Origin of the sequence: Nostoc sp., from assembly GCF_036918245.1 — a bacterium.
In the GTDB taxonomy this organism is placed as follows: domain Bacteria; phylum Cyanobacteriota; class Cyanobacteriia; order Cyanobacteriales; family Nostocaceae; genus Nostoc.
The window spans coordinates 236766-262517 of sequence record NZ_JBALEF010000080.1; the positions used below are offsets into that span (position 1 = coordinate 236766).

Annotated in this window: 16 protein-coding genes and 1 pseudogene; 5 read left to right on the forward strand and 12 right to left on the reverse strand. The window is 42.3% G+C overall.

All coding sequences use genetic code 11. The annotated features are described in order from the left end of the window. Window positions 1-272: 272 nt before the first annotated feature. Entirely contained in the window at window positions 273-2033 is a 1761-nt protein-coding gene (locus V7L12_RS22940; protein ID WP_335087794.1) for a Rieske (2Fe-2S) protein, read from the reverse strand. A 1020-nt stretch (window positions 2034-3053) separates the two neighbouring features. Then, window positions 3054-5507, reverse strand: a complete 2454-nt coding sequence (locus tag V7L12_RS22945; protein ID WP_335087796.1) for an ATP-dependent Clp protease ATP-binding subunit — start codon at window positions 5505-5507, stop codon at window positions 3054-3056. A gap of 307 nt (window positions 5508-5814) precedes the next feature. Between V7L12_RS22945 and V7L12_RS22950 the strand changes: the two genes are divergently transcribed. Then, window positions 5815-6111, forward strand: coding sequence for a DUF3288 family protein (locus V7L12_RS22950; protein WP_335087797.1), 297 nt, complete (start codon window positions 5815-5817; stop codon window positions 6109-6111). A 488-nt stretch (window positions 6112-6599) separates the two neighbouring features. Here the strand turns inward: V7L12_RS22950 and ypfJ are convergent, their stop codons facing one another. Beyond that, window positions 6600-7322, reverse strand: coding sequence for a KPN_02809 family neutral zinc metallopeptidase (ypfJ, locus tag V7L12_RS22955; protein ID WP_335087799.1), 723 nt, complete (start codon window positions 7320-7322; stop codon window positions 6600-6602). Beyond that, window positions 7291-7458 carry a neutral zinc metallopeptidase gene (locus V7L12_RS22960; RefSeq protein ID WP_335087801.1) on the reverse strand — a complete coding sequence of 56 codons (168 nt, stop codon included), beginning with the start codon at window positions 7456-7458 and terminating at the stop codon, window positions 7291-7293. Before V7L12_RS22960 ends, ypfJ begins: the two co-directional genes overlap by 32 nt. 959 nt (window positions 7459-8417) lie before the next feature. Here V7L12_RS22960 and V7L12_RS22965 point away from each other — a divergent pair. Then, complete coding sequence (locus V7L12_RS22965) at window positions 8418-9380, forward strand: general stress protein (RefSeq protein WP_335087803.1); 963 nt, start codon at window positions 8418-8420, stop codon at window positions 9378-9380. Window positions 9381-9673: 293 nt separating this feature from the next. On the opposite strand, the gene V7L12_RS22970 is transcribed toward V7L12_RS22965, so the two are convergent. Together V7L12_RS22970 and V7L12_RS22975 are read right to left on the reverse strand one after the other, a co-directional pair. Beyond that, the gene (locus V7L12_RS22970; RefSeq protein ID WP_335087805.1) at window positions 9674-11188 is read right to left on the reverse strand and encodes an MlaD family protein; all 1515 of its coding nucleotides are present in this window, start codon (window positions 11186-11188) and stop codon (window positions 9674-9676) included. A gap of 84 nt (window positions 11189-11272) precedes the next feature. Next, window positions 11273-12055: an ABC transporter ATP-binding protein gene (locus tag V7L12_RS22975; protein WP_335087807.1), complete on the reverse strand. Its 783-nt coding sequence runs from the start codon at window positions 12053-12055 to the stop codon at window positions 11273-11275. A gap of 684 nt (window positions 12056-12739) precedes the next feature. On the opposite strand from V7L12_RS22975, the gene V7L12_RS22980 reads away from it, so the two are divergent. Together V7L12_RS22980 and V7L12_RS22985 are read left to right on the forward strand one after the other, a co-directional pair. Further along, window positions 12740-13777, forward strand: coding sequence for a threonine aldolase family protein (locus tag V7L12_RS22980; protein ID WP_335087875.1), 1038 nt, complete (start codon window positions 12740-12742; stop codon window positions 13775-13777). A 716-nt stretch (window positions 13778-14493) separates the two neighbouring features. Then, on the forward strand, window positions 14494-16698 hold the full coding sequence (locus V7L12_RS22985; protein WP_335087809.1) for an ATP-binding protein: 2205 nt from the start codon (window positions 14494-14496) through the stop codon (window positions 16696-16698). Between the two features lie 204 nt (window positions 16699-16902). Here V7L12_RS22985 and V7L12_RS22990 read toward each other — a convergent pair whose 3' ends face one another. The 6 genes and pseudogenes from V7L12_RS22990 to V7L12_RS23015 form a co-directional block, all read right to left on the reverse strand. Continuing rightward, window positions 16903-17637: a hypothetical protein gene (locus V7L12_RS22990; RefSeq protein WP_335087811.1), complete on the reverse strand. Its 735-nt coding sequence runs from the start codon at window positions 17635-17637 to the stop codon at window positions 16903-16905. A gap of 56 nt (window positions 17638-17693) precedes the next feature. Then, entirely contained in the window at window positions 17694-19184 is a 1491-nt protein-coding gene (locus tag V7L12_RS22995) for a nickel/cobalt transporter (RefSeq protein WP_335087813.1), read from the reverse strand. Next, window positions 19181-20593 (reverse strand): tetratricopeptide repeat protein, encoded by a 1413-nt coding sequence (locus V7L12_RS23000; RefSeq protein WP_335087815.1) that lies wholly within the window; start codon window positions 20591-20593, stop codon window positions 19181-19183. The genes V7L12_RS22995 and V7L12_RS23000 overlap by 4 nt, the downstream gene beginning before the upstream one ends. 5 nt (window positions 20594-20598) lie before the next feature. After that, entirely contained in the window at window positions 20599-21873 is a 1275-nt protein-coding gene (locus V7L12_RS23005) for a DUF4331 domain-containing protein (protein WP_335087817.1), read from the reverse strand. 284 nt (window positions 21874-22157) lie between these two features. Next, a pseudogene (locus tag V7L12_RS23010) lies at window positions 22158-22280 on the reverse strand (30S ribosomal protein S21); the annotation flags it as partial. Window positions 22281-22392: 112 nt separating this feature from the next. Further along, entirely contained in the window at window positions 22393-22812 is a 420-nt protein-coding gene (locus V7L12_RS23015; RefSeq protein ID WP_335087819.1) for a thermonuclease family protein, read from the reverse strand. 357 nt (window positions 22813-23169) lie between these two features. Between V7L12_RS23015 and V7L12_RS23020 the strand changes: the two genes are divergently transcribed. Further along, complete coding sequence (locus V7L12_RS23020) at window positions 23170-25635, forward strand: single-stranded-DNA-specific exonuclease RecJ (protein WP_335087821.1); 2466 nt, start codon at window positions 23170-23172, stop codon at window positions 25633-25635. The last annotated feature ends 117 nt before the right edge of the window (window positions 25636-25752 follow it).

Sequence of the window (25752 nt, forward strand, 5' to 3'; positions counted from 1 at the left end):
CAGTTTAATCTTATGTTAAATGATAGTGTTTCGCCGATGAAGCGTCTACGCTCTACTTTCAAGTGTAAATCGACAGGCGATCGCTTAGTTTAGAAATGAGCATTACTCAAATAAATCAAATCCCTTTTCGTTTCTCAGCTTTCTGTCAAAAGTTGCTGTTAAACTACAACCAGAATCTTGAGCGCTCGTACCAATTAAATTTACGAATTACGAATTGGTATTACACCTTGGGATGTAATAGAATACAGTTCAAATTCTCCACTTTCCGGTCATCATTCCTCAAATAAGCGATCGCCTTGATGTAAACGTTCTGCAATTTGATAAGTTTGTCCTTGAGATCGCATTGTCGGAGAATGAGCAGCTAAATACCGAGACGCAGCCACTAGTATATGAATTCCAGCCGAAGTTTGACCGAGGAAAGAATACTGACGAAAAGCGGCTTCTATTTCTTGAATGACATGAAAATCACGGTTTTCTCGCAGCATCAATTTTCCCAGTTTTGCCATCAGTCTTTCAGCACTACCACCACTGTATAAATAATTAGCAACTAATTGCCCTGTCTGGTTTACTTGCTGCTGACGGTTTAATAAATCTGGTAGCTGCTGGAGTAATTGTTCGGGATTTTCCCCGATGTCTTTGGGTTCTGGCAGCCGTGCTGGTGGGACATTCAAAAAACGATTTAAATACACACTCATCGCCGCATCAAACACACCTCTGAGTAGTTCAACCGTTGGTACTCTTCGTAAAGCTTGATGTACGGCATTTGCAAACGTAAATGGATGGTGGGCTGAATTCCAATCTCCAAACTCATTATTAGTGTGAAAACGAGCTACTCGTAATGCTGCTGTATAAGTAACTACACCAGCTAATTGTTCTTCAGTACAACCTGTTTTCAGTGCATTCAATAGCGAGTCTGCGATCGCTTGTGGGTCTTCACCCAATAAAATTGGTACTAGTTCATCTGCTTGTGACCAATTTCCTTGTCGAGATTTTCCTACACTTAATACAGTCGGTAATTGCTCAAAAGCTGACTCTAATATTGCCACCAAATCTACAGGGTAACGCCAGGAATTGGATTCTTCCATCCGGGAAGCATTGGCTAAACCCGAAACTAGGCTAGCCAGAATTGATTCTGCTGATTGCCAAGCTATAGTATCAAGTGCTTCTAATGCTTTATTGATAAAATCAAGCGTATGCCCAACATCAAGATAGCGACGATCTGTGGCAGCACAGAACAGCATATCTGCTATTTGCTTTGAATTAGCTCCCGAACGAACAGCAGATACTAAACATCTTTGTGCTGCTTCAGCATCCCGTACCTGAATAAATTGGCGAAACCAGTTTTTGAGAGTCGCAAAATCTACTTTAGCGTTGGGTAATGGGTGAACGACAAACTCTGGTGGCGCACCCGCACTATCATTAGCTACTGCCGACAGTCCGTGAAATAAAGCACGAGGTTTGTCTTCTACATCGAGATAAGGTAGTAGATTCATCATACAGGTGTGGATAGTCAAACCTGAACTCCAACCCGCTTTGTTATAACGAGTGCCAAATTCTAGCCCTATGAGAAATGGTTCTGTCGGGTTTACCCCTATATCTAAAAGTGCCAGCGTTGATTTTGCAATCACTAAAGAAATATTCTGCTCTAAACCGTCTTGCAGACGTTGGCGGTGGTAAGCATAAGGGTTAAGTGGTGGTGCTAAATTTATCCAAACTTCACCATCACGGATTTCTACTGGGAAACAAGGAACATCATCTGCCCACGAGTCAAACGTTCCGCCACTAGCAAGATCAAAGCGGGCATAATGCCAAGGACAAGTAACAATACCATCTTTGCAAGTGCTTCCTTGTAAGGGAAAGCCCATGTGAGGACAACGGTTATCAATTGCGTAAACTGTATTATTTGAGTAAAACAAAGCAATCGTATGCTTTTCCTTGTGGACTAACAAACTACCTGCTGCCTGAACTTCTGCAAGTTGAGCAACACGGATATAGTCGTCTGTTTTCGTTGCATCTTCAAATATTTGAGTCATTTAATTACACATAGGTAAATGTCAAAACCCTTATTTCTACTCTGGCAAAGTTTTTCAAATTTGAGCATTTGTGCATTCTAATTTTTGTTAACTAATACCAATTCAAAAAATGTTTACGACAGATAACCCCGCCCGCGCTGACGCGTACCCTCCCCTTAGAAAGGCTAGAGTGTACACACAAGTCTGAAACAGTTCACTCATCTGAGTTTAAGCGTAAGTTTTACCCCACCCTAACCCTCCCCTTGGAAAGGGGAGGGAACTGTATTTCTAGTTTCCCCCCTTGACAAGGGCAGGGCTGTTTCATTCCATTTCAAACAGGATTTGTCAAGATGGTTAGCGAGAAAATTGTAAGTAAGCGTGACCATGAGATGAACATTTAAGCACTTAAATATCAGTAAAATAGTTTATTTTCTCGGCACGCTGGTAACAAAATAACCAATTTTTAATTGCTATAACCCTTGATTTTTCAAGCTCTTTGGGGAATGAAACAGCCCTGCCTTGACAAGGGGGGATTAAGGGGGGTAATTCTATTTGTGTATACACCGTAGCCTTAGAAAGGGGAGCCACTGCGTTGGGCGGGCAATGCCCGACTTGAAGCACGTGGCGTGAGGGAACTAGATTTTCCGGTTTCCCTCCAATAAACGGGGGGATTAAGGGGGGTAATTCGACTTCTGTATACACTGTAGCCCCAAAGCATCGGGGAGGGTTGGGGAGGGGTATAATTATGAGTTTGTCATGGGTTTGACTTTCAAAATTACCGATAATATAAGTTGCACCTGCGGAATCTGGGATAAATAGTCTCTTATTGCTATATCCTAAATTGATTATAAACAGGGGATAGGTGGCTATTGCCCACTCAAATAGGAATCGCATAAAAAAACCCCTAGCATTTCTACTAGGAGTGGGAAATAATACCATTTCACTTGATGTTTGTCTGAGATGACCCTGTTTATGCCTCTGCTCTACGCAAGAGGCGGGAGTGTTTCTCAAATATTACAGTAAAAAGCGATCGGGTATAAATTAGCCAACATTTGCCAAGAGCAATTCTCGTTTTTCTGATTTTTGTACTCTCACTTGAGAGTCATCATCAACATCGATAAGGGCTGTGTCTCCATCTGTAATTTCACCAGACAGCATTGCTTCGGCGAGAGAATCTTCTAGGAGGCGCATAATTGCCCGACGTAATGGCCTAGCGCCGTAGCTGGGGTTATAACCTTCTTGTACCACAAGCTCTTTGAAGCGATCGCTAACTTCTAGGATAATTCCCTTTTCTGTCAAGCGGCTAGCAACATCGCGAAGCATAATTTCGGCGATTTGCTTAACTTCATCCTTGGAAAGCTGGGTGAAGACGATAATCTCATCAAGACGGTTAAGGAACTCAGGACGGAAGTAAGCTTTCAATTCCTCATTTACCAAGGTGCGGATGCGGTTATAACTAGCGTCGGCTTGAGTGTCGAAGTCAAAGCCTAAACCACTACCACCTTTTTCAATCACCTTGGAACCGATGTTAGAAGTCAAAATGATCAGCGTGTTCTTGAAGTCCACTTTCCGACCTTTGGCATCGGTAAGATGACCGTCATCCAAGAGTTGCAGCAGCATATTGAATACATCGGGGTGTGCTTTTTCGATTTCGTCGAATAGCAGCACTGAGTATGGTTTCCGGCGCACGGCTTCTGTAAGTTGTCCGCCTTCGTCGTATCCTACATAACCAGGAGGCGAACCAATCAGTTTGGCGACGGTATGACTTTCCATGTATTCGGACATATCTAGCCGAATCATCGAGTCTTCTGCGCCGAAGAAGTAGGCAGCTAGTGCCTTCGCCAATTCTGTTTTACCAACTCCAGTGGGGCCGGAGAAGATAAAGCTCGCAATGGGACGATTGGGATTTTTCAAGCCAACGCGGGCGCGACGGATACCGCGAGATACAGCCGAGACTGCTTGCTCTTGTCCGATGAGCCGCTGATGCAGAGTGTCTTCTAGGTGTAGGAGCAACTCTGACTCAGATTCAGTTAGCTTGTTAACTGGTACGCCAGTCCAAGAGGCAACGATTTGGGCGATGTCTTCTTCGTCAACTACGGTAGAGTTGACAGGTTGATCGTTTTGTGAAAACGTTGCTTGCAGTTGTTCTGCAAGTTTTAACTCTTGGTCGCGTAGTTGTGTAGCTTTGTCAAAATCTTGGACTCTGACTGCTGCTTCTTTTTCTTTGGTAACGCCAGCGAGTTCACGCTTCAGTTCTTTATTGGGAGAACTTTGGGAGTTCCGTAGACGAACGCGAGAACCAGCTTCATCAATCAAGTCTATTGCCTTATCTGGCAAGAAGCGATCGCTAATATAGCGGTCTGATAATTCTGCTGCTGCGACAAGTGCTGCATCCAAAATTGTCACTTTGTGGTGTTGTTCATAAGCACCGCGCAAGCCGTAGAGAATTTGTACGGTTTCCTCTACCGATGGTTCCCCGACCTTAATTGGTTGGAAACGACGCTCTAGGGCGGCATCACGCTCAATATGCTTACGATACTCATCGAGGGTAGTTGCGCCGATGCACTGGAGTTCACCCCGTGCTAAGGCAGGTTTGAGGATGTTGGCTGCATCCAAGCCGCCTTCTGTACCACCAGCGCCAACCAAGGTGTGAATTTCGTCAATTACCAGGATGATATTGCCCACAGTGCGGACTTCTTCCACGACTTTTTTGATGCGTTCTTCAAAATCGCCACGGAAGCGAGTTCCAGCTACCAATGACCCCATATCGAGGCTGATAACTTGCTTGTCCTGTAAGGTTTCGGGAACATCTTGGTTGATAATACGTTGAGCTAGACCTTCTGCGATCGCAGTTTTGCCAACTCCTGGTTCTCCAATCAACACTGGGTTATTCTTTGTACGGCGACCGAGAATTTGGATCGCCCGCTCAATTTCCTTCTCACGACCAACTACGGGGTCGAGTCTGCCTTCTTGGGCTAATTTGGTCAAATTTCTGCCATACTCTTCCATTGTTAGCGGTTGGGTGCGCTTTTGATTACCACTACCAGCAAAAGCTGGTGCATTTTCACCCAAACGGCGAACTATGGCACTGCGGACACTCTTGAAGTCAACCCCTAGATTTTGCAGTACTTTGGCGGCGACACCTTCACCAGCCTCGGTTAATCCTAAGAGTAAGTGTTCAGTGTTTATGTAATTTTGTCCTAGACTGTGAGCTTCTTTAAACGATTGCTCAAAGAGGCTTTTTACCTTAGGAGTAAAAGGAATTTCTGGTGGTACAAAGCCAGAACCCCTACCAATAATTTTTTCTACCTCGCGACGTGCGTCTTTGAGGGTAACGCCTAATTCGGCCAGCACTTTAGCAGCAACCCCAGTTCCTTCTCCCATCAAACCCAGGAGAATTTGTTCTGTTCCTACAAAGTTGTGTCCCAGGCGACGGGCTTCCTCCTGAGCTAACATAATTACTCTAATGGCTTCGGAAGTGAAGTGTTCAAACATAATGGGTTCTTGCTCCCTCGCTGCTTCGACTTTGGGTGAGATAAAATTCACCCTCATCTAAAGTTTTTTGTATTTTCTTAAGGACTAATGTAACTTTATTTAAAGTTAGCTGGCAGTGGTGAGAGCCGTAAGACATCAGGTGTACTTGCCGTCTAGTAGGAGTGCTGAGTGGAGTACGGAAAAGTCAAGAGTTGCAAAGTTGACAGTTAAGCTTTCGGTATTTGACAATTTTCTTTTGTCTGTTTTGTTTTCCACTGTCAGCTAAACTTAAAATTCAGGACTTAGCACTCTAAACTCAGGACTGACAATGACTGAAGCAACGGCCGGTAAAGATCAACAACATCCACTTTATAACCGCGATCGCCCCCTTATTGATATTTTACTCGCTCAAGAGGCGACAGACTATAACTTAGCAGAATTGGCTAGACTGCGAATGCGCTATCAAGGGTTTCCAGGGGCGAGAGACATCCAAAAAGACCTAGATAAAGCCTTGCAACAGTGGGGTTTGACCGAAGCCGAGCTTTTTGAGAAAACTCGTCAAATTCACGATTTGGGGGGAATTTACAAAAGCCGTGGCAAGAAAGATGAACAGGATTGGAATTAATTATTATTTTCCATTCCTAACTTCTGACTCAGCCCTGGAATGACGATCGCTAATTCTGCGCTTTTGCCTAATCCAAATGTCACTGTGAGTTGTCCACCATGTTTTTCTTCTATAATTTACTGGGAAGTGGCTAATCCTAAAACAGTACCTTTACTTACTGATTTAGTAATAAATAAATAACCAAATAGTTTTTGGAATACTAAAATAAACCTTGCGATCGCTATCTCGTTTCCAGAACGAGATGAGTTTAGACAAGTCTTCTTGGAAATAGTCTAAATCGATTGTGGCGATCGCTTCCTCAATTTCTGCTCCCTGCTCAAGAAAGGTTTGCCAATAAAACTAGATGGCTGCCAGAGAATCATAAAAATTGAAATACAGCAGATTTCAAGTTTGTGAGGTATACAAGCGAAGTCTGTTACCCAAGTATAAAGCGTATTTTACTCCTGTTAGCACAGCGGGGCGTAACCCATTCTGAATTCTGCTGTATATTAGGAATTTGTCTTAGCAAAAGTATTACATTTCTGAGGATCGCCCGTTTGGATACCTTGTTTAAACCAACGAACCCTTTGGGCTGAACTACCATGTGTAAAAGATTCTGGCACAGTATAGCCTCTAGCTTGTTTTTGCAAGCGGTCATCTCCAATACTGCTAGCTGCGTTCAATGCTTCTTCAATATCACCTGTTTCCAGAATTTGCCGTGAGCGTTGAGCATGATTTGCCCAAACGCCTGCAAAACAATCTGCTTGTAATTCTAATCGCACAGAAAGCTGATTTGCTTGCGTCTGATTCACTTGGTTCTGCAAACCTCTAACTTGCTGCGAAATCCCGAGTAAATTTTGGACATGATGCCCAATTTCATGAGCAATCACGTATGCCTGAGCAAAATCTCCAGGTGCCTGATATCGAGTCTTCAAATCGCGGTAAAAACTCAAGTCAATATACACCTTTTGATCGCGCGGACAATAAAACGGCCCGACTGCTGAACGTGCAAATCCACAAGCAGACTCCACCGCTCCTGAATAAAGAACTAACTTTGGTTCTACGTAAGTTTCTCCGTCTTGCCGAAACAACTTACTCCATGTATCTTCTGTATCAGCCAGTACAACAGATACAAAATCCGCCATTTGATCTTGAGTTTGAGATCCTGTTGTTTGAGGTGACTCAGCTATCGGGCTATCACTATGGTGGGGAATCTTGTTGCCAAAGGGCACTGGGATCACCACCCAATAGTAAAACCAGTAGCGATATGAGTGCTGCTCCTACACCTCCACCCACGACAGGAGCGGAAATCTTCATCCCACGCCGATCTTCAACATTTGTACTCCGACGACCTATTTGCCAACGCATAATTACTGCTTACCAAACTCATAAAAAAATACGGCTTGAATTAGGATAGGATGAAATCTACACAAGCCTTTTAGCTATACAAATAAATATTACTTATTTTATATATCGATCTCGTCTGCCTACGGACAAAGCATAAGTAAAGGACAGTCAGCCTTTAGGAAGGTTTTGTTAAACAGGTTGTCCATCAAATCACACAGAATTCCCGGACTCCTTATAGGGAAAACCACAGTAAGAACAGAAGCGAAATTTCAAAGACGTAATTTACATTCCATGACCAAGCCGTGAGAATTTAGCATATCAACACAGAGGAATGTCATTATGTCTGCGGTGGACATACACATGTAGTTGAGGCTGTCCCGTGTCACTCACTAATAATAATTCTGCATCAGTTATATCATGTCCGCATAAATTAGTTATGATTCCCACAGTCATTGCACCCCACACGCCAGGTGCTTCTCCCAAGGGGAGACGCTACGCGAACAAGTCGGGCATTGCCCGCCCAACGCACTGGCTCCCCTTAATCCCCTCCCCGCTCTTCGGGAGGGGAGACAAAGCGTAGCTTTGGCGGGGTGGGGTTCTTCGGGTTTGATAAGTAATCAAGCGGACATGATATTAGAGGTTTTTTCGTCTTGGTGTATTCGCTTTTTGCTACTTATAATTATTTATAATAATTATTACACCTGTACCGCTTGCTCTGCTTGGGCGACAAGAAATGCGGTATTCAAAGAAATGTTACGAATACTGCCACCCGCCACATTTAATATCTGTATAAGAATGGCTATTGTTTAGCAAAATGACTTGTACCGTTGAGGGCGTGTTATTGCCTACCTAATGAGGGAGAGAATGTATTTTATTACTAAGGATAGTTTTGAGTTGAACCAACTCGTATTTAATATAACATGTACTGAAGAATCAACTTTGTCAGTGATTAATCTTTCCCCTGCGACCAAGGAGTAATAATGGCTTTAATTCAATATCAACGTGCTGTAGGCGTATTTACTCATCGGATAGATGCAGAGCAGGCAATACATGAGTTGAGAGATTCTGGCTTGGCGATGGAGAAAGTATCTGTAGTTGTACAAAATTCAGATCGTAATCATGAGATTGCCGATAATGAAGTTAAAGAGGGCACTGGTGATAAAGCTGATGAAGGTGCAACAGTAGGAGGGCTTTCAGGGGGCGCTGTTGGTGGGTTAACTGGTTTGTTAGTGGGTCTTGGGACTTTAGCAATCCCTGGCGTTGGCCCAATAATGCTGGCTGGGGCAGCAGCAACTGCTTTGGTTACAACCCTTGTTGGGGCAAGTATTGGTGCTGCTACTGGGACTTTTGCTGGTGCATTAGTTGGTTGGGGAATCTCGTCAGAGCAAGCTAGAGCATATAACGAGCGAGTAGAGGACGGACACTATTTAATAATCGTGGATTGCACATCTTTTGAAATCGCTAAAGTAGAAGAAATACTACAGCGTTGGGGTATTGAAGAGTTTGGCATTTACGAGCATCTCAACAGTGAATATGAAACTACAAATTATCTGACCACAACGACTTCTGCTATTGCCATTCCTAATAAAAGTGGGATGATGTCTAAGTATGGTGTTAGTTGCTTTAATAGCATAGATAATGCTGAAGCGGCAATTAAGGATATGTGTGTCGCAGGTTTTTCATTAAACCAGATTTCCTTAATTTCCAAAGACTTTTCTCAATTGGTTGGGTCAACAGGCATTAATTTAAGTGAACGCTTTGACGCTATGAGGTTAGGAATAGCAGATGAGTGGGCACGCTTTTACAATGAGCAAATAGAGCAAGGCAATTACATACTTATCGTTAGTGGCACAGATAATGAGCAAGATATAGCTAGCTCTATTCTGTGTAATTATGGGGTTCAAGAGTGTCAAATTTATGACCCAATGTTAATTCGTTCTTAAAAGCGGGTGCCGTCATTAATGGGAGCAAACTTATTTGAGTTTTAAAAGATACAGCAGAATTCAGAATTCACAATTCAGAATTCAAGAGTAAAACACGCTTTATATCTGGGTAACAGACTTAGCTTGTGTAGCTCACCAACTTAAAATCTGCTGTATCAATAAGCAATAGGTTTTGCAGCCTGAAAACCTTACTGTACAAAGAATCGACACCAGTCAACAAAATTATGCGGTTTTCAAGGTTATGGGGAGTGGTGTCGATGGGCTTCAAGACATTTACCTGACAGTAAAATATTTTACTTAAAATTCTCAACAGTTCGGCTTCGCTCAGGGTCAGCAGTGAACGAAGCCGAAGGGTCAACCTGTATTGCCTTTTTCTCCGTCTCCAGTTGCTCCCGTTGCTTACTATACTCCCGCAGCTGCTTCAAAAGGTTTTCTTGGGATGAGTTCGGGATAGACAGACTGGGACTTGGTTGAAGGTCGGTGTCGGTACTTGCAAAATTAGCCGCTGAGGGATTAATTTCGTAGACTGGTAGCGACTTGTCATTAAACATCGCCTGTTGGGTTGGTGCTGGGGTAGGAATTAGATTCTTTGGTTTGCTCACAACAGCTTTTACCGAATCTAGAGTAGTAGCAACCTGCACTTGTTGCTGCATCTGTTGTGTAGAAGATACTAAACCACTTAAACCATTCACCAATTGCCGCAAATTTTTACGGAAATTAGGATCGCCTGTCAATTCATCTAAATCAGATGTAATTTTTTGGGTATTTTCAAAGGTTACTCGTGCTGAATCTAAAGTTTGTTGCAGCAAGACCGCATTCTTGGGATCGTTTAAGGTTTTAGAAGCATCACGTAAATTAGCTGAGGCTTGGGCTGCATTTGCTGAAAGCGTTTCTAAATTGTTGAGTAATTCTCCTTGAGTCAATCGATTCACAGATGGTGATAAGCTACTGACTGTAACACGCAATTGGTTGCTGGTTTCGGTGATATTGTTCAACGCACCAACCAGCGTCGAACGATTTGTTGTCAACAAATTATCCAGGTTGTTCAGCAATCGATTTGCTTGAGTTGCAGTTGCACCAAATTTATTTACTGTTTGATTTGCGGATGCATTAAGTTGGTTTGTCGCCCGTTGCACTGAATTAGCCGTGGCAGAAAAGGTACTAAGTTGTAGTCGTAAGCTTTTGGTCAAACCTTGTAAATCCTGACTTAGCTCAGTAAAACTGGATGCTGCGCCTGTGGTAGTTTCTAGAACCCTATTGACATTTCGATAAAATTTTGGATTATTGTATGCACCTGCTAGCTCAGTTGAACTGCGAATTAGTGCATCAACACTGATGCCAACCTGACCTTTTAACCGAGAGCCATTACAAACGATGAGACTGGTATCACAACTTTTTTCTAGGGGTTTAGCAAGCACAACCCCAGCAGGTAAGGTTGTTCTTGGTGTGATGTCGATAATACTTTCGCTAATTAACCCGCTTTGATTAGCTTCCACCACTACATCGCGAGGGATAATTAGGTCAGTTTGGGGAATTTCAATCTCTACATCAATGGCATTTGCCCCTGGTCGAAGCTGGGAAATAGTTCCTACCTTAACGCCACGATAGCGAACTGCTGCTCCCTTTTGCATTCCGCCAGCATTAGCAAATTCTACAATCATTTTGTATGAACGGCCAGCAGCAGTGAATCTATTTAACCACAGAAAGAGTAATCCAAATACCCCTAGTCCTAGCAGGAGTAATAATCCCACAGAACCTTCTCTAAATGTTCGCCCAGAGGCGAAGCGGCTTGTCATAAGACCTCGCATTGTTTTGCCTCCACCAACAACCAATAACCAATTAGGAGTTAAAAGTTAGGAGTTAGTAACTCTTTACTCCTCACTTTTAAGTTTCTAGCCGGCGACTTTAATCGGGCCTTGAACACTTCCACTGATAAATTGTCTGATCAAGGGATGTTCTGTGTTGTATATTTCAGTAACTGTACCTTGCCACTGCACTTTACCTTCATAGAGAAATATAAGTCTATCAGATGTACGGCGGATAGTGCTGTCCTGGTGGGTAACAACGGCATAAGTACTACAAGCTCCATCTAAACATTGCAAGTGGCGGATTAAATCTTCGATTACTGTTGAGGCAATGGGATCGAGTCCGGCTGTTGGTTCGTCGTATAGTAGAACTTCTGGGCCTTCACTGGGAGTGTCGGGATTAGACATAATCGCACGGGCAAAACTCACCCGTTTTCGCATTCCCCCGGAAAGTTCGGCTGGGTAGAGGTCGCCTACTTCTGGCAAACCTACCATCTCCAATTTTTCTTTTACCAAATCTCGGATGCGCGATCGCGGCAGCTTTGAATTTTGATAAAGTAAAAATCCGACATTTTCCTCTACTGTCAGCGAATCAAATAGGGCCGCCTGCTGAAACACCATACCAATGCCAACCTGCTGGCCACCATCCTCAATCAAACCGTCTCGCCGCACTCCTTGCACATAAATTTCTCCTTCATCAGGACTAAGTAACCCCGCTACTACTCGTAAGATAGTTGATTTCCCAGTCCCTGATGGGCCAATAATCCCCAGTGCTTCTCCCCGGTAAATGGTCAAGTCTACATTATCTAGAACTTTATGGCTACCAAAGGACTTAGAAACACCTTTCAGTTCAATCAATGGTTCAGTCATTAGTTATTAGTCACTTGTACTGAGCGCAGCCGAAGTATTGGTCATTGATCATTGGTCATTAGTCAGTAGAAAATAAACAAATGACTACTGAGAACTAACAAAGGACAAATATGCCAAATAGTGATTTCATAGTTATTGGTAGGATATTGTATAGTGTATTATAAGTACATAATTAGCATTCTGATTAGCAAACTTTATTTTTTTAGTATAATTTTAGTTATTGGCGATGTTTATCGGCTCAAAATACCCTCAATGCAAGGCTGACGAAGACACCGTAGTAATTAAACATCTCAGTGATGTTAAAATAAGATTCCAGTTTTCTATAGACATTAGCAAAGTGATTTAATAGTATTACTATACTACTTAAGGTTCTAACTATTTCAGAGAAAAGCTACAGCAAAAAAGCTAATTAATAAGTTGATACAAAATATAAAAATCAGATTTAATTTGTGAAAACCAAAAGGTTCAAACTTCCGGCTTTTTATATAACTCAAAAACCTGTTTTTCATAAACGATTAACTATGGCTATAAAAAATTTTTATCACATCCAAAGTTATTGGAATTAGCATAATTATTAGATAACTGGAGATGTTAATAGTATTATCCGTCAATCTTAGAATTGGCAAAGTAAAAAATTATTTACTAGTATTGTAACAATTACTGTTAAAAATCAAAGTAGAAATGATGAGTAGCCAATTAGAACAGTTTGCAAGTGATAATTCCTCTGGTATTTGTCCTGAAGCACTGGAATATATGATTAGGGCAAACCAAGGTAGTGTTCCAGCTTATGGAAATGATGAATGGACTCAAAAAGCAACAGATTATTTTCGGGAACTCTTTGAAATTGATTGTGAAGTATTTTTTACCTTTAACGGGACAGCTGCAAATTCTTTATCTTTAGCTGCTCTTTGTCAGTCATATCACAGCGTCATTTGCCATGAGACATCTCACATAGAAACAGATGAATGTGGCGCACCGGAATTTGCATCTAATGGCTCTAAACTGCTACTTGCTCACGGTAAAAATGGCAAATTAATATCAGAGTCTATAGAGTCAATTGTCACCAAACGCACTGATATTCATTATCCCAAACCTAAAGTTATTAGCATTACACAATCAACTGAATTAGGAACTTTATATTCTATTGAAGAACTTTTAAGTATTAAAGAAGTTGCAAACAAATATAACTTAAAGATTCACATGGATGGCGCTCGTTTTGCAAATGCAGTTGCCGCTATGAATAAAAGCCCTGCTGAAATTACTTGGAAAACTGGAATCGATGTATTATGTTTTTGCGGTACCAAGAATGGAATGGCATTAGGTGAAGCCATTCTTTTCTTCAATAAAGCGCTAGCAGAAGATTTTGATTATCGATGCAAGCAAGCAGGTCAGCTAGCTTCAAAAATGCGGTTTATTTCGGCTCCTTGGTTGGGTTTATTAGAAACTGGTGCTTGGCTAAAAAATGCCAGACATGCTAATCAATGTGCTGAATACTTAGAAAATCAACTATTAAACATAGAAGGTGTTGACTTGATGTTTCCTAGAGAAGCCAACGCCGTATTTGTAAAATTACCTGAAGAAGTCGTTCACAGCTTAAAAGCCAAGAACTGGCAGTTTTATACATTTATTGGTGTGGGAGGAGTACGTTTTATGTGTTCTTGGAACACTACTCAATTAAGGATTGATCAATTAGTTAGTGATATTAAAAACGCGAAAAAGTAAGCAACTTAGCCTACTTATATCATTTCTGCATAAGTTAGTTATAATTCCCCTAGTCATTGCACCCCACCCTTAAACCTGACTTTTCACGGGATGTGGAAAAGTCAGATTTAATGTTGTTTTGGGATTAGAGAACAATTCGTAACCGCGTTTGCGAATCGCAGGACAAGCACAAATTTTTCTCCCACCAGTCCAACATCTTTTGTCACTTTTAGCACCTAATTTAAATTTCTTTACGTATATACTGTGCTTTGTCCAGAATCCTTTATGAGCAAGCTTTTTGAGACTTAACGGGAAAAGTCAGGTCTAGGAGAAAGAAAAAGGTAAGAAATGCATAAAGTGTAAAGTATTGTTGCACAAGGGTTTCTTTTAGGTGCGACCTTGCAACACTTTTGCGGGGTTTTACCAGTCGCAATTGGGGGAGCCAAACCAATGCTACAAAGAAGCTTATCTAATACTGGTTCGCTAGTAAGTAGGTAAGCACAATTAAACCGAACTGTATAAACTTATATAAAGCACCAGAAACGCTTTGAATATAAGCTCTTAAGCGATTTAAATTTATTAATATATTCGTATTTTTTTTAGCGTCCACCTACTTATTACGCCTTTAAGCTTGGATGTAAAATTTATAAATTTTGTCAAAGTAAATTTTATAAATCAAAAATATCCTTCATACTTTAAAACAGTAATCCTACGTAAAATTTAAGGAAGGGATGCTAATGACATCTCTATTACAGCGGCTAAGTGCAGAACGAAATCGCAGATTTGTAGGACGTGGGCGGGAAGTGGAGCTATTTCTTGATGCGATCGCATCAACAGAATTACCTTTTCACATTTTACACGTCTTTGGCCCCGGCGGTGTGGGCAAGACAACCCTTATGCAGCAGTTTTTACGGTTTTGTGAACGGTCAAAAATATCAACTATCTACGTAGAAGGACGTAATATAGAAGCTGCGCCAGAATCTTTTATTAGCACGTTGTATTCGTTGATGGGATTGAATGAATCAGATTCCCCTTTGCATCTGCTAGCCCAAAGACAAGAACGTAATGTAATTTTAATTGATACCTATGAAGCTATTACCCAGCTAGATGAATGGTTGCGAGAAGTATTCTTACCCCATTTGTCTGTTAATACCTTAATTGTGATTGCTGGACGCAATCCCCCCTCATCTGGTTGGTGTAGCGATCCAGGTTGGCAAGCTTTGATGCACACCTTGCCCCTACGCAACCTTACCCCAGAAGAAAGTCAAACTTATCTCACCACACGAGATATTCCCACCACACAACACCAGGCGATTCTAGATTTTACCCACGGACATCCTCTAGCATTATCTTTGGTTGCTGAGGTGTTTGCTCAGGGAAAAGAAATCTCTTTTCAAGCAGAATCTGCTCCCAATGTTGTTAAAACACTGTTGTCAAGATTCATAAAAGAAGTACCAACGCCCTTACACCGGATAGCTTTAGAAGCTTGTGCGACGATCCGGCTGACTACCGAAGCCGCACTAAATCAAATATTGGCTGTGCCTCAAAATACTTTGGCTGGTGAGGCTCACTCTTTAGGGGAAATACTTGATGTTCACGATTTATTTGAGTGGTTGCGCGGACTGTCGTTTATCGAATCAGGGCAATTGGGTTTATTTCCCCACGATTTAGCACGCGAAGTTTTAATTGCTGACTTGCGTTGGCGTAATTCGGAATTCTACACGGAATTACACCACCGAGCGCGTCAATATTATACTAAACGACTAGGACAAACCCAAGGGCAAGAAAAGCATCGAGTGCTACTTGATTATATTTTCTTGCATCGGGATAACTCGGCGATTCGATCCTGTTTCACCTGGGGTGAGCAAAGTAGTTTATTGACGGACTCACTACGGGAAACTGACAAAACCGCACTGCTGGGGATGGTGGCAGAATACGAAGGCGAAGAATCAGCAAAAATAGCAGATCACTGGTTGAAGCGCCAACCGCAGAATGTAGTAGTATTTCGTGACTTGCACTCCGAACCTGCGGGATTTGCAATGATGGTAGCATTGCAGACAGCAACTGTTGAAGATTTGAGTGCAGATCCGGGCGCTCTTGCATCTTGGCAATATCTCCAAACCCATGCACCATTACGCCCTAGCGAAGGCGCAACTATTTTCCGCTTTTGGATGGCGCGGGACACCTATCAAGCTGTTTCCCCCACCCAAAGTTTAATTTTCATTAATTTTGTGCAGTATTTTCAGAAAACACCGGGGTTAGCATACACCTTCCTACCTTGTGCCCAAGCAGATAGTTGGACAGCAATGTTGAACTACTTCGACTTAACACGACTTTCTGAAACCGATTTTACAGTTGAGGGAAGACACTATGGTGTTTATGGGCATGACTGGCGAATTGTGTCACCTGCCGCGTGGAAGGAAATTTTGGCACGAAAAGAGGTTACAACTGCCGGAGAATCTGTAGATAATACTCCAGTCGGTGAACCTGTGTTAGTTCTTAGTCAGCCAGAATTTGTGGAGGCGGTGCAGAATGCGTTACGTAACTTTAGTTGTCCCGATGCATTACAGAATAATCCATTAGTGCGATCGCGCAGCGTGTACAAAGTACTCTCGCGCAGCGTGGAAGAACAAGTTACCACAAAAGCAAGTATGAGCGCGAGTCCAAAGGACACGCAACTCTCCGATAAGCTGTCCTCTGGGTATCTACGCGAACGCGTTAACGTTTTACAAAATCTGGTAAAACAAGCAGTTGAATCCTTACAATCATCACCGCGTGATGAAAAACTCTACCGCGCTGTTTATCGAACTTATTTGAATCCTGCCCCCACCCAAGAACAAGCAGCTGAGTTGCTAGATTTGCCTTTCAGTACCTATCGCCGCCATCTAAAAGCTGGAATGACGAGAGTAGCAGATATTTTATGGCAAAGAGAAATTAGCTAATCAGCGAAAATTACGAGTGCTGAGTGGGAAATGATTTTGCGAGGGAGGATTTTAAAGACTAAGATTGAGCCAAAAAAGTTTTTCAGCTTGAGACAAGCTAATTTCAAAGTAGCCGATTATGCACAAAGCAGTTATTAAAAAGATAAAGGCAAATCGTTTCATATTTTCCTCAAAATAATATTTTTTAACAAACTCATCAGGAGGTTAGTTTACAGATTTTAGCTTTTTCAGGTTGCGTTTTAGTATTAAGCTGCTACCAAAAATACCAAAGATGACTATGCTGGCAATTGAAGAAGGTTCGGGTACTACTGTAATATTGCCAGGGCCTGTGATGGTATTGGTAAAAGTACCAAAACTGTTATTGCTATTATCAAATCCAGTAGTGACTAAAAAGTATTGATTATTGGCAGTTAAGCTCAAGCCGCTAAAACCAGATGTGCCTTCATCTGGGAAAGGATCATTCCCACTGAGTAAATTAACTAATGGTGTAGTTGGATTGAAGCTGTTCTCGTACAAGAACTGGATGCCCAAGAAAGCTTGAGAACCTGCAATATCATAAAAGCCAGTAGTATCAACTAAGAAAGGCTGGCTGTAATAAGGAACGGCGGTACCATTACTAGAAAGTGATGTGGGTGGGTTAGTACCACCTTCAAACCCTTCCGTTTGAGGACGGTTAAAAGTTGGTGCGTTTGTTGTGTCACCCGAATATGAAATAGTGAATGCCTCAGAGGGTAGGGTAATACTTAGAGATAGAGCGATGGCTACGCCCGCCGCAGGCATCGCAGCAGAGGCAATAGGGATTGAACGTCTTAGCGATTTTTGCCAAAAATTAAATGAACACTCACTCAAACTCTTAAGCTTGGCTATTTGTGAAAACTTGGTACAGTGATGAAATAGATTGTTTTCTGAGACGATGGATTCTTTAATTGCTTGTGACATATAGTTGTTCTAGGTTGTTTTACAAAACTAAGTGCTTTTGTCTTTTGTACTTTCATCTAGTTCCAGGGATGAGCAAGCAAAGCCTGTGAAGTAATACCTAAGCCAATTAAGGTGATACATAAGGCACTTGCTACGGGTAACATTTTGATCCTGGGTATCTGGAGTGGCAAATGCTCAAACTGATTTTTGGCGTAGACTAGCATTAAGCCGATTCCAGTTAGTACTGCTGCTAGACCTAAGCTAAAGGCAGACACCAGTGCTAGTCCAAAGCCAACTCGTCCCATTGCGATCGCACTCAGCAATACTACTAAGGCTGAAGGACAAGGTAACAAGCCGCCCGATATTCCCAGCGCAAGTACGCTAGACCACTTCATGGAAGCACCGTCAGGTGGTAGATGTGAATGCTCATGATGTACATGGTCATGGTGATGGTGATGATGCAAGTCGTGGCTGTGTTGATGACTATGTACATGGTCGTGTGAATGAGAGACTTGAGTCCTTTGCAATCGACTAATAAACAAATTCAGACCAATTACAGTTACCAGCACACCAGAGAGTACGCTTAACCAAGGGTACAATTGCTCTGTCAAGATAAACTTGGATGTGCCAAGAGTGACCAGCCCGAGAGCAAATATGCCAGCAGTATGGGTAATCGTTATAATCAGCCCCAGGAATAGGGCGTGTTGGGCATTACTGCGGGAACCCACCAAATAAGCACCGACTATCGTTTTTCCATGACCAGGGGACAGGGCGTGTAAACCACCCCATAAAAAGGCGATCGCTAGAGCTATTAGGATAGTCAGGAAATTATGATTTTCCTGGGTAATCAGGCTAGTAAAAACATCGTTGCTTCTTCCTGTCAAAGCATTATCTAAACGGCTGGATAATTTAACAGACGCTGGAGGCGCTTGTTGACTCGATGTCAGAGACGAATTAAGTTTAAAGTCAATCCGACGTTGGTCGAGAGGACTGCTGAGTAACTCAGTGGGGTAATCTCTCAAGCGGTTGGTGATACTCAAAGAGCTGAAATCACCTTGAATGGGAATGCCATTTGCAGCCACAGTAATCTCACGCCAGCCCAAGCGCTGTGGATAAAACTGATCTTCAAACTCGATTAACTGATTTGCGCTTACTAACTCCGTTGTTCCCTGAAAATTACAACTCAGCCGCAGTGTAGATAATCCTCCGACACCTGGAGGAAATTCGACTGTTGATTTGATCAAAGACAGTGCTAAAGGCTGTTTATCGATCAACAGTTCCAGATGTGAATTGACTTCCTGGCATTTTTGGTCAGGGTATTGAACCGTTTCTACAGGTTCAGCTTTGCGATCGCGATTAGTATCTAAGTGATTAATTTCCTGAAAAGCAGGTATCTCTGCCATGTCTAGAACATAATCAATCCCCACACCATCCGGCGCTACCTGCACTCCTGCGTAGTGATTGATGGTAAAATTACCTAAAGGATGGGCATCTGCCCTTGGCATCCAAAATAAACATATTGCGATGATTGCAGTACTCCAAGCCAAGTAATGTAGCAGCTTTTTCATAAAGAACTCCCTATAGTGTTAGGAGTGGGAAAAGAGACAGAGGGTACTAAGTTAGCCAAAACTTGACGAGCTTCATCAGCATACTTGTGATGAAATTGAGGATTGAGGCTAACAGCTTGAGTTAATCGGTTTATTGCTTCCTCACGCTTACCTAAGTGAAACGCAATCATGCCAGCATGAAATTGCAGCAAAGCATCTTCTGTTCCGAAGCGAGTTGCCCGTTGTGCTGCCCCTTGTGCTTCTTGCCATTGCCCATTAGCCGCAGCTGCCCAAGCCAAGGTATCCTCTGCATATACATCGTCTCGTACTGCTACTTCACTACGGGCAATCTGTAGCGCCTCTGGTAAGTGGATTCCGTGTTCGGTGTAGTAGACTGCCAAAGCGCGATCGTAGATTCCTTTAACCTTGCTCAGGTAAGCAACTACCCCGATTAAATCTTCAGTTTCAGTTGCGCTTTTTTCGTCTCCCAGAGCCAGTTGAGCATCTGCTTTATACCCCAGCGTTTCTACCAACGGCATCAGTTCTATACCCTGGTTTGCGATATTTAGAACATCCTGCCATCGATGCTGTGCCGCATAGAGGCGGGCCAGTCCTGTAAACGCAGCTATATGCCGTGGGAAAAGGTCAAAAGCTTCCCGATATCGCTGCTCAGACAGGGCAAAATCACCGGCTGCAAAAGCAAGATCCCCTGTCCGCACATGAAACCAAGCGCGAGTTTCTGCGCTCGTCGTGTAGAAAGAGTCCATCTCTTGCATAGCCTCATCTAGCAGTTGTCGCGCTGAGGCTAAATTGCCAGTTAATTCTAAGTAACGAGCTAAAACCGCGTTATGACCAGAGTTCGATTTTTCCTCAGCAAGATTCTGCAATAGTTGATGAGTTGCTTCATAGTCGCCCAACTCCATCTGAATCGATGCCCTCAGCGAGACAATATTGGGATTATCAACAGATGAATTATTTAACACATTTAAAGCTGATCGAAACTGGTGTTGAGATAGTAAAGCTGATGCTAGGAGCATGGAAGAAATCTCATTATGGCGCGGCTGTATTGCCAGGGATCTACGTGCCGCTTGTTCTGCTCGTAACACATCGTCTATATCTCCAATTTCTCGAAAGCGCCTCAAATATTGATCGGCTAACAGACGTAAAAATATTGAGGAATCGGGAGATTGGGCAACTTTCTCCTCATAGACGCTGATAATATGCGATCGCTGTAAATAATCGGGGAAGACTAAATCTGACTGCTGAACTGGTAATATCTGCTTAGAGTTAACAGTCAGCAGTTGTACAAGAGAGGAATATGTACCTAACTTACCATTGGTGTAGCCTAAACTTAGCGCTTGTGTATCACAGGGTCTTAGTAAAACCAGTAGGCTAGTCAGCACTAACACCCATAGTATTCGTAGATACATAAACCTTACAAAGGATTGCCTAAATAAGGGAAGGTAGGAAGAAAGTTGGCATTATTAGGCCCAACATTATCGCTAGTCAGCCCCGGAATTTTACCTGTAGAAATGCCTGTAACTGCATCACCAAAGACAACAGATGCTGTTACATCGATTACGTCATCTTTTGGTCTTCTACCACCAAAATTTTTGCCTAACTGAGTACCAAAATAACTACCGCTAGGTTTAGAAAGGTCAGCTTGGATAACATCAGGAATCGCCACTGAGATCACTGCATCGGCTATGCCTTTAGGTCTACCGATCGCTTTCACAAAGGCTTGAATGAATTGGGATTGATTGCTAGCGTCTTTGGTTGGTGTCTGAAGATTACTATTATTATGAGCTTTAAAGTCCATAAAAAGTTCATTCAGGGCTGGAACTGCTAACCGCTCAATCTGAGCAAAATGACCGTTTCTGAGTCTAGGAGTTTTAACACTAGTTGTCATCCAAACACCAATCTTGCCTTTACCAAGCAGTTTCCTGGGTAGCTCGACAATAATTGAGTGGACATTGAATGGGGCTAAAGTGTCTTTTGCTTGTCCCGGTGGTCTAAAGGTAAGAACTGTGAAGGGAGGACTGGGATTAGGCTGAAGGCTATAGTTCCGATCCGGGATGATTTTGAAGAACTGTTCCAAATCGAAAAAGAACGGGTCTTTGCGTGTCCCAACAAAGAACTTCATACCGTTATATGCGGCGAATGTTTGGTTGAGTTGCCCTGTCCAACTTACTGGAAGCAAAGCTGACTCTGTTCCTACTGTGGTTGGACGACATGGGCCGCGGACTGTAACAGTTTGCTGTGAGCCTTTACCATTTACATTTAATTGGAGTACGACATCTTCAATACTGTCGCCAGTGTTATCAATCTTGAATTGATAAAGAACGTTTGGATCGAATGGTCTTTTTTCACCAGAAACGATCAGAGGGTCGAAATCCATCACTAAGACAACATTTTTGGGGTTTGTCGGACTCTCAAAGACAAACAAATCTGTGAGATCCGCAGCAGTCAGCTTAGTGGCAAGAAAAGTTGTGTCCTGGTGATCTGAAGCCAAAGCTTTAGGGGTTGCATAGGTTAGGACTACCAGCAAAATAGCGGCAAATGCCACTATGGGACGAAAAAAACGAGTAGCTTTAGTCCAATATAGCGATCGCTTGATGGAAAGAAATACCATATTTTGGACTGCTTTATCTATGAGTAACCTGCTTTCAGTTGCTATAAAAGACGTGATACTCCGAGCATTTATTCTCATAGTTGCCCTTCTTGAGGTGTTTAGCCTCTACTGTTGGTGTGGAAATAGCAAGTTGATTTGGATTTCAAAAAAGACTGCGGATATTACCGAAGCGCTTCACAGCTTATTTGCTCTTACTACTCACTTTCCAGACCAAAACTTGCTCATTTCTTGCTCACCCTTGTCTATATTGATTTTCTGCTAAGGAATAAAAATTCCATTCTGACTTTTTGATTACTTGTGCTGATTTCCATCAATAAAGCCCTCATAAAATCTCTGAGGGCATTGATTAATATCTATGTCAATCATCTAGTGCGGAAATGTCTTTTACCCTGCCTGTGCTTGACAATTTCTTTAGGCTTGTGTTTTTCAATAGGCGTTTCAAAGTGACGATGCTTTCTCATCTCTGGAAAAATCCTAGCCGAAGAACGTGGAGTAATTAGGTTTTTAACGTTTCAACCACCTTATCCACAAGTTCCATTGGATCAATTGGCTTGGTAATAAAAAGTTGAAACCCTGCTTTTAAAATACGCTGTTCATTTACAATTTTGATTGTTGCCACAAACCCAAATGCTTATTTTTAGCATTAGCTTCTGCAATTAAAAATTGGGTTTTGCTCTCATAGCAATTTTGTAAAGATTCTTGGTCAACAACGGCATTACCTGACTCTACCAAAAGGAGATTTACTGACCGATTATCTACAAACACTTCACCCGCTGGGCGACCACTTTTAAGTTGTTCTGTGCTTCTAATTACGACAGGAGTTTGAAGTGGTAATAGCTGTTTTAGCCTTTGTGTTGCTGCTAAACCATAGCGCTTGTCAGTTGCCTCTGGTGCATTAATACACGCTAACTTGACTATAGTTGTTTGTCCTGCATTATCTTTAACCAAAATTGTGTTCCCGTCTGTAACACCAACTACTGTACCTAGCACCAACATTAGTTGAAGTAATTCCATCATTTTATATGTAATATTTTATGCATAAATAGACTTTTATTTAGGTGCTTAGGTTACTAGTGTGATTTAGCTCACAAGTTGCAAGTAAAAATAAAAGTAATAAATATTATCATTGCAAAAACCTGGCGTTTATATCAATCAAAACTTCATTTAATAACTACCTTTACACCTTCCCAGATTCATAGTCACAAAGATGAAGCTTTCTCTATTCAAGAGGTAGAATTATAATTTCAGCTTGATGACCAGATTATCTTAGCAATTCCTGGAACTTTCTTCACTCTTCTAAAGGTCAACTCCACAGGGTTACAAATTATCCTTGTATTTTAAGAGTTTTAACTTCTAAATCCTAACTTTGTTTGTATGCCAGAACAACAGCAGTGGACTATAACAGCAACTGAACAACCACCAGAGTGGTTTATCCAAGCAGTGAAACAGTATACACCTGCATCAAGTGGACTGTATGCAGCACAGTTGTTGTGGCAACGAGGTATTAAAGATCGTCAACAATTAACAGCTTTTATCAACCATAAAGCTTATCAACCAGCAAGTCCCTTTGAGTTTGGGCAAGAAATGCATCTGGCGATCGCACGCTTGCAACAAGCATATAATACTAAAGAAAAAATCGCCATTTGGGGAGACTTCGATGCTGATGGGATTACCGCCACATCTGTACTTTGGGATGGATTGGGGCAGTTTTTCGCTCAAAATATTCAGTTAGTTTACTACATTCCCAATCGCCTGAAAGAATCTCACGGACTTAATAATCAAGGAATTGATAACTTAGCAAAACAAGGTTGCAAATTAATTGTTACTTGCGATACAGGTAGCACAAATGTTGAGGAAATTATTTATGCCAAACAGCTAGGTATAGATGTAATAGTTACAGACCATCACACCTTACCAGCCGAACGCCCACCCGTCGCAGCAATTATCAATCCCCGCTATTTTCCAAAAGAACATCAGTTATTTAATCTTTCTGGGGTGGCGGTAGCTTATAAGTTGGTGGAAGCACTATATCAAAGCCTGCCCAATGTTGCCAAATATCCTTTAGAGGATTTATTAGATTTAGTTGCAGTTGGATTAATTGCCGACTTAGTACAGTTAAGTGGAGATTGCCGCTACTTGGCACAGATGGGAATTCAACGATTGCAAGAAGATTTTAAACAGCCAGCAGCAGCGCGCCGACGGCCAGGGGTAGGAAGATTATTAGAATTGTGCCAGAAAAGTGGCGATCGCCCCACAGATATTTCTTTTGGTTTGGGGCCAAGAATTAACGCCGTTAGTCGCATCCAAGGTGATGCCAGTTTCTGCGTGGAATTATTAACTAGTCGGGATGTCAAACGTTGTAACGAACTAGCCGAAGTTACAGAACTCGCCAACGCCCGCCGCAAATCTTTACAAAAAGATGTGCAAGCACAAGTGGCGCAAAAACTTACTCAATTAGACTTATCAACCACCAGCGTTATTGTCCTAGAAGATGCCCAATGGCCTGCGGGTGTATTGGGCTTAGTCGCCGGACAGGTAGCACAAGAAACTGGTCGCCCGACGATTTTGTTGAGTACGGAAGGAGCAGGGGAGCATACTTCTCTACGAGAGGCTGCGCCAACGACTACGCTCAGTAACCGGGGGCACAGAGGCGCAGGGGGAGAAATTACTTCTTTATCTTCTAACTCAGAACTCAGTACTCAAAACTCAGCACTCGCATTAGCCCGTGGTTCTGCCCGTTCGGTGAATTCTGTCGATTTATATCAACTGGTGAAAGACCAAGCACATTTGTTACATCGCTTTGGGGGACATCCCTTTGCAGCGGGTTTGAGTTTGTTAGTGGAGAACATTCCTTTATTTACAGCGGCGATTAATCAGCAGCTGCGGCAATCTTTAGCTAGTACAACTCTAACGCCAACTGTACAAGCAGACTTAACGGTAACGGTAGCAGACTTGGGGAAAGAGTTATTTTTGGAACTGAAACTATTAGAACCTTGTGGAATGGGTAATCCTGTTCCGAAATTGCTAATTCAAAACTGCTGGTTTGAAAATTCTTGGCATCGTAATCAGCAGGATTGGCAAGGGAAAAAGGTACAGTACATTAAAGCTGAGTTTGATATTCGGGATGATTCTAGCAGAAGTGCTTTTCCTGGCTTATGGTGGGGACACTACAAAGATGAATTGCCCATAGGAAGGTGTGATTGTATAGCAGAGTTAGACTACAACACCTTCAAAAAACGTTATGAAATCAGATTAATTGCCGTGCGTTCTTCTGTTAACTCAGCACTCAACACTCAGCATTCACCCTTCATCCTAGACTTACGGAATCAGGAACACTCAGCACCCACCACTCAGGACTCAACACTGATTATTGAAGATTGTCCCACAAACTGGGATGATTTACGTATATGGTTGCGGCGATGTTTGGCAACAAGCCGCTCTACATCTGGGCTTGAGAATCAGCAACAATTAGCGATCGCTTGGTCTAAACCCAACCACCAACCACCCAATCAAATTTGGCTGACTCTTGTCGGAATTGCCAAATATCTCAGTCGCACAAATCAACTAGTTACCCGTGGACAACTTTTAGAGAAAATCGGCATCAGCGACCAAACCTTACTTGTCGGAATCAAAGCTTTAAAATACTTAGGGTTTACAGTTAAACGACAAGACCGTTCATTACAAATTACCTGGCATCCAAGCGATAGTGCCGAAAACCTTGCTGATGAAGCAGTTGCACGATTTTTAGCTGCTGTCCGCGAAGAACAATTTCAGCAACAGTATTTTGCGGAAGTTCCTTTATCTACGATTGTGGCGATCGCCAGCTACGACAGTAAATAATTTAAAGGGTTTATGGCGTTCGCTACACCACTGGAGTTTAGACTAGATAGCCAATTGAAAGCAAAAAAATGGGAGGTGTGATTAGAACACAGCCCCCCTGTTAGCAGAAGCACCAGA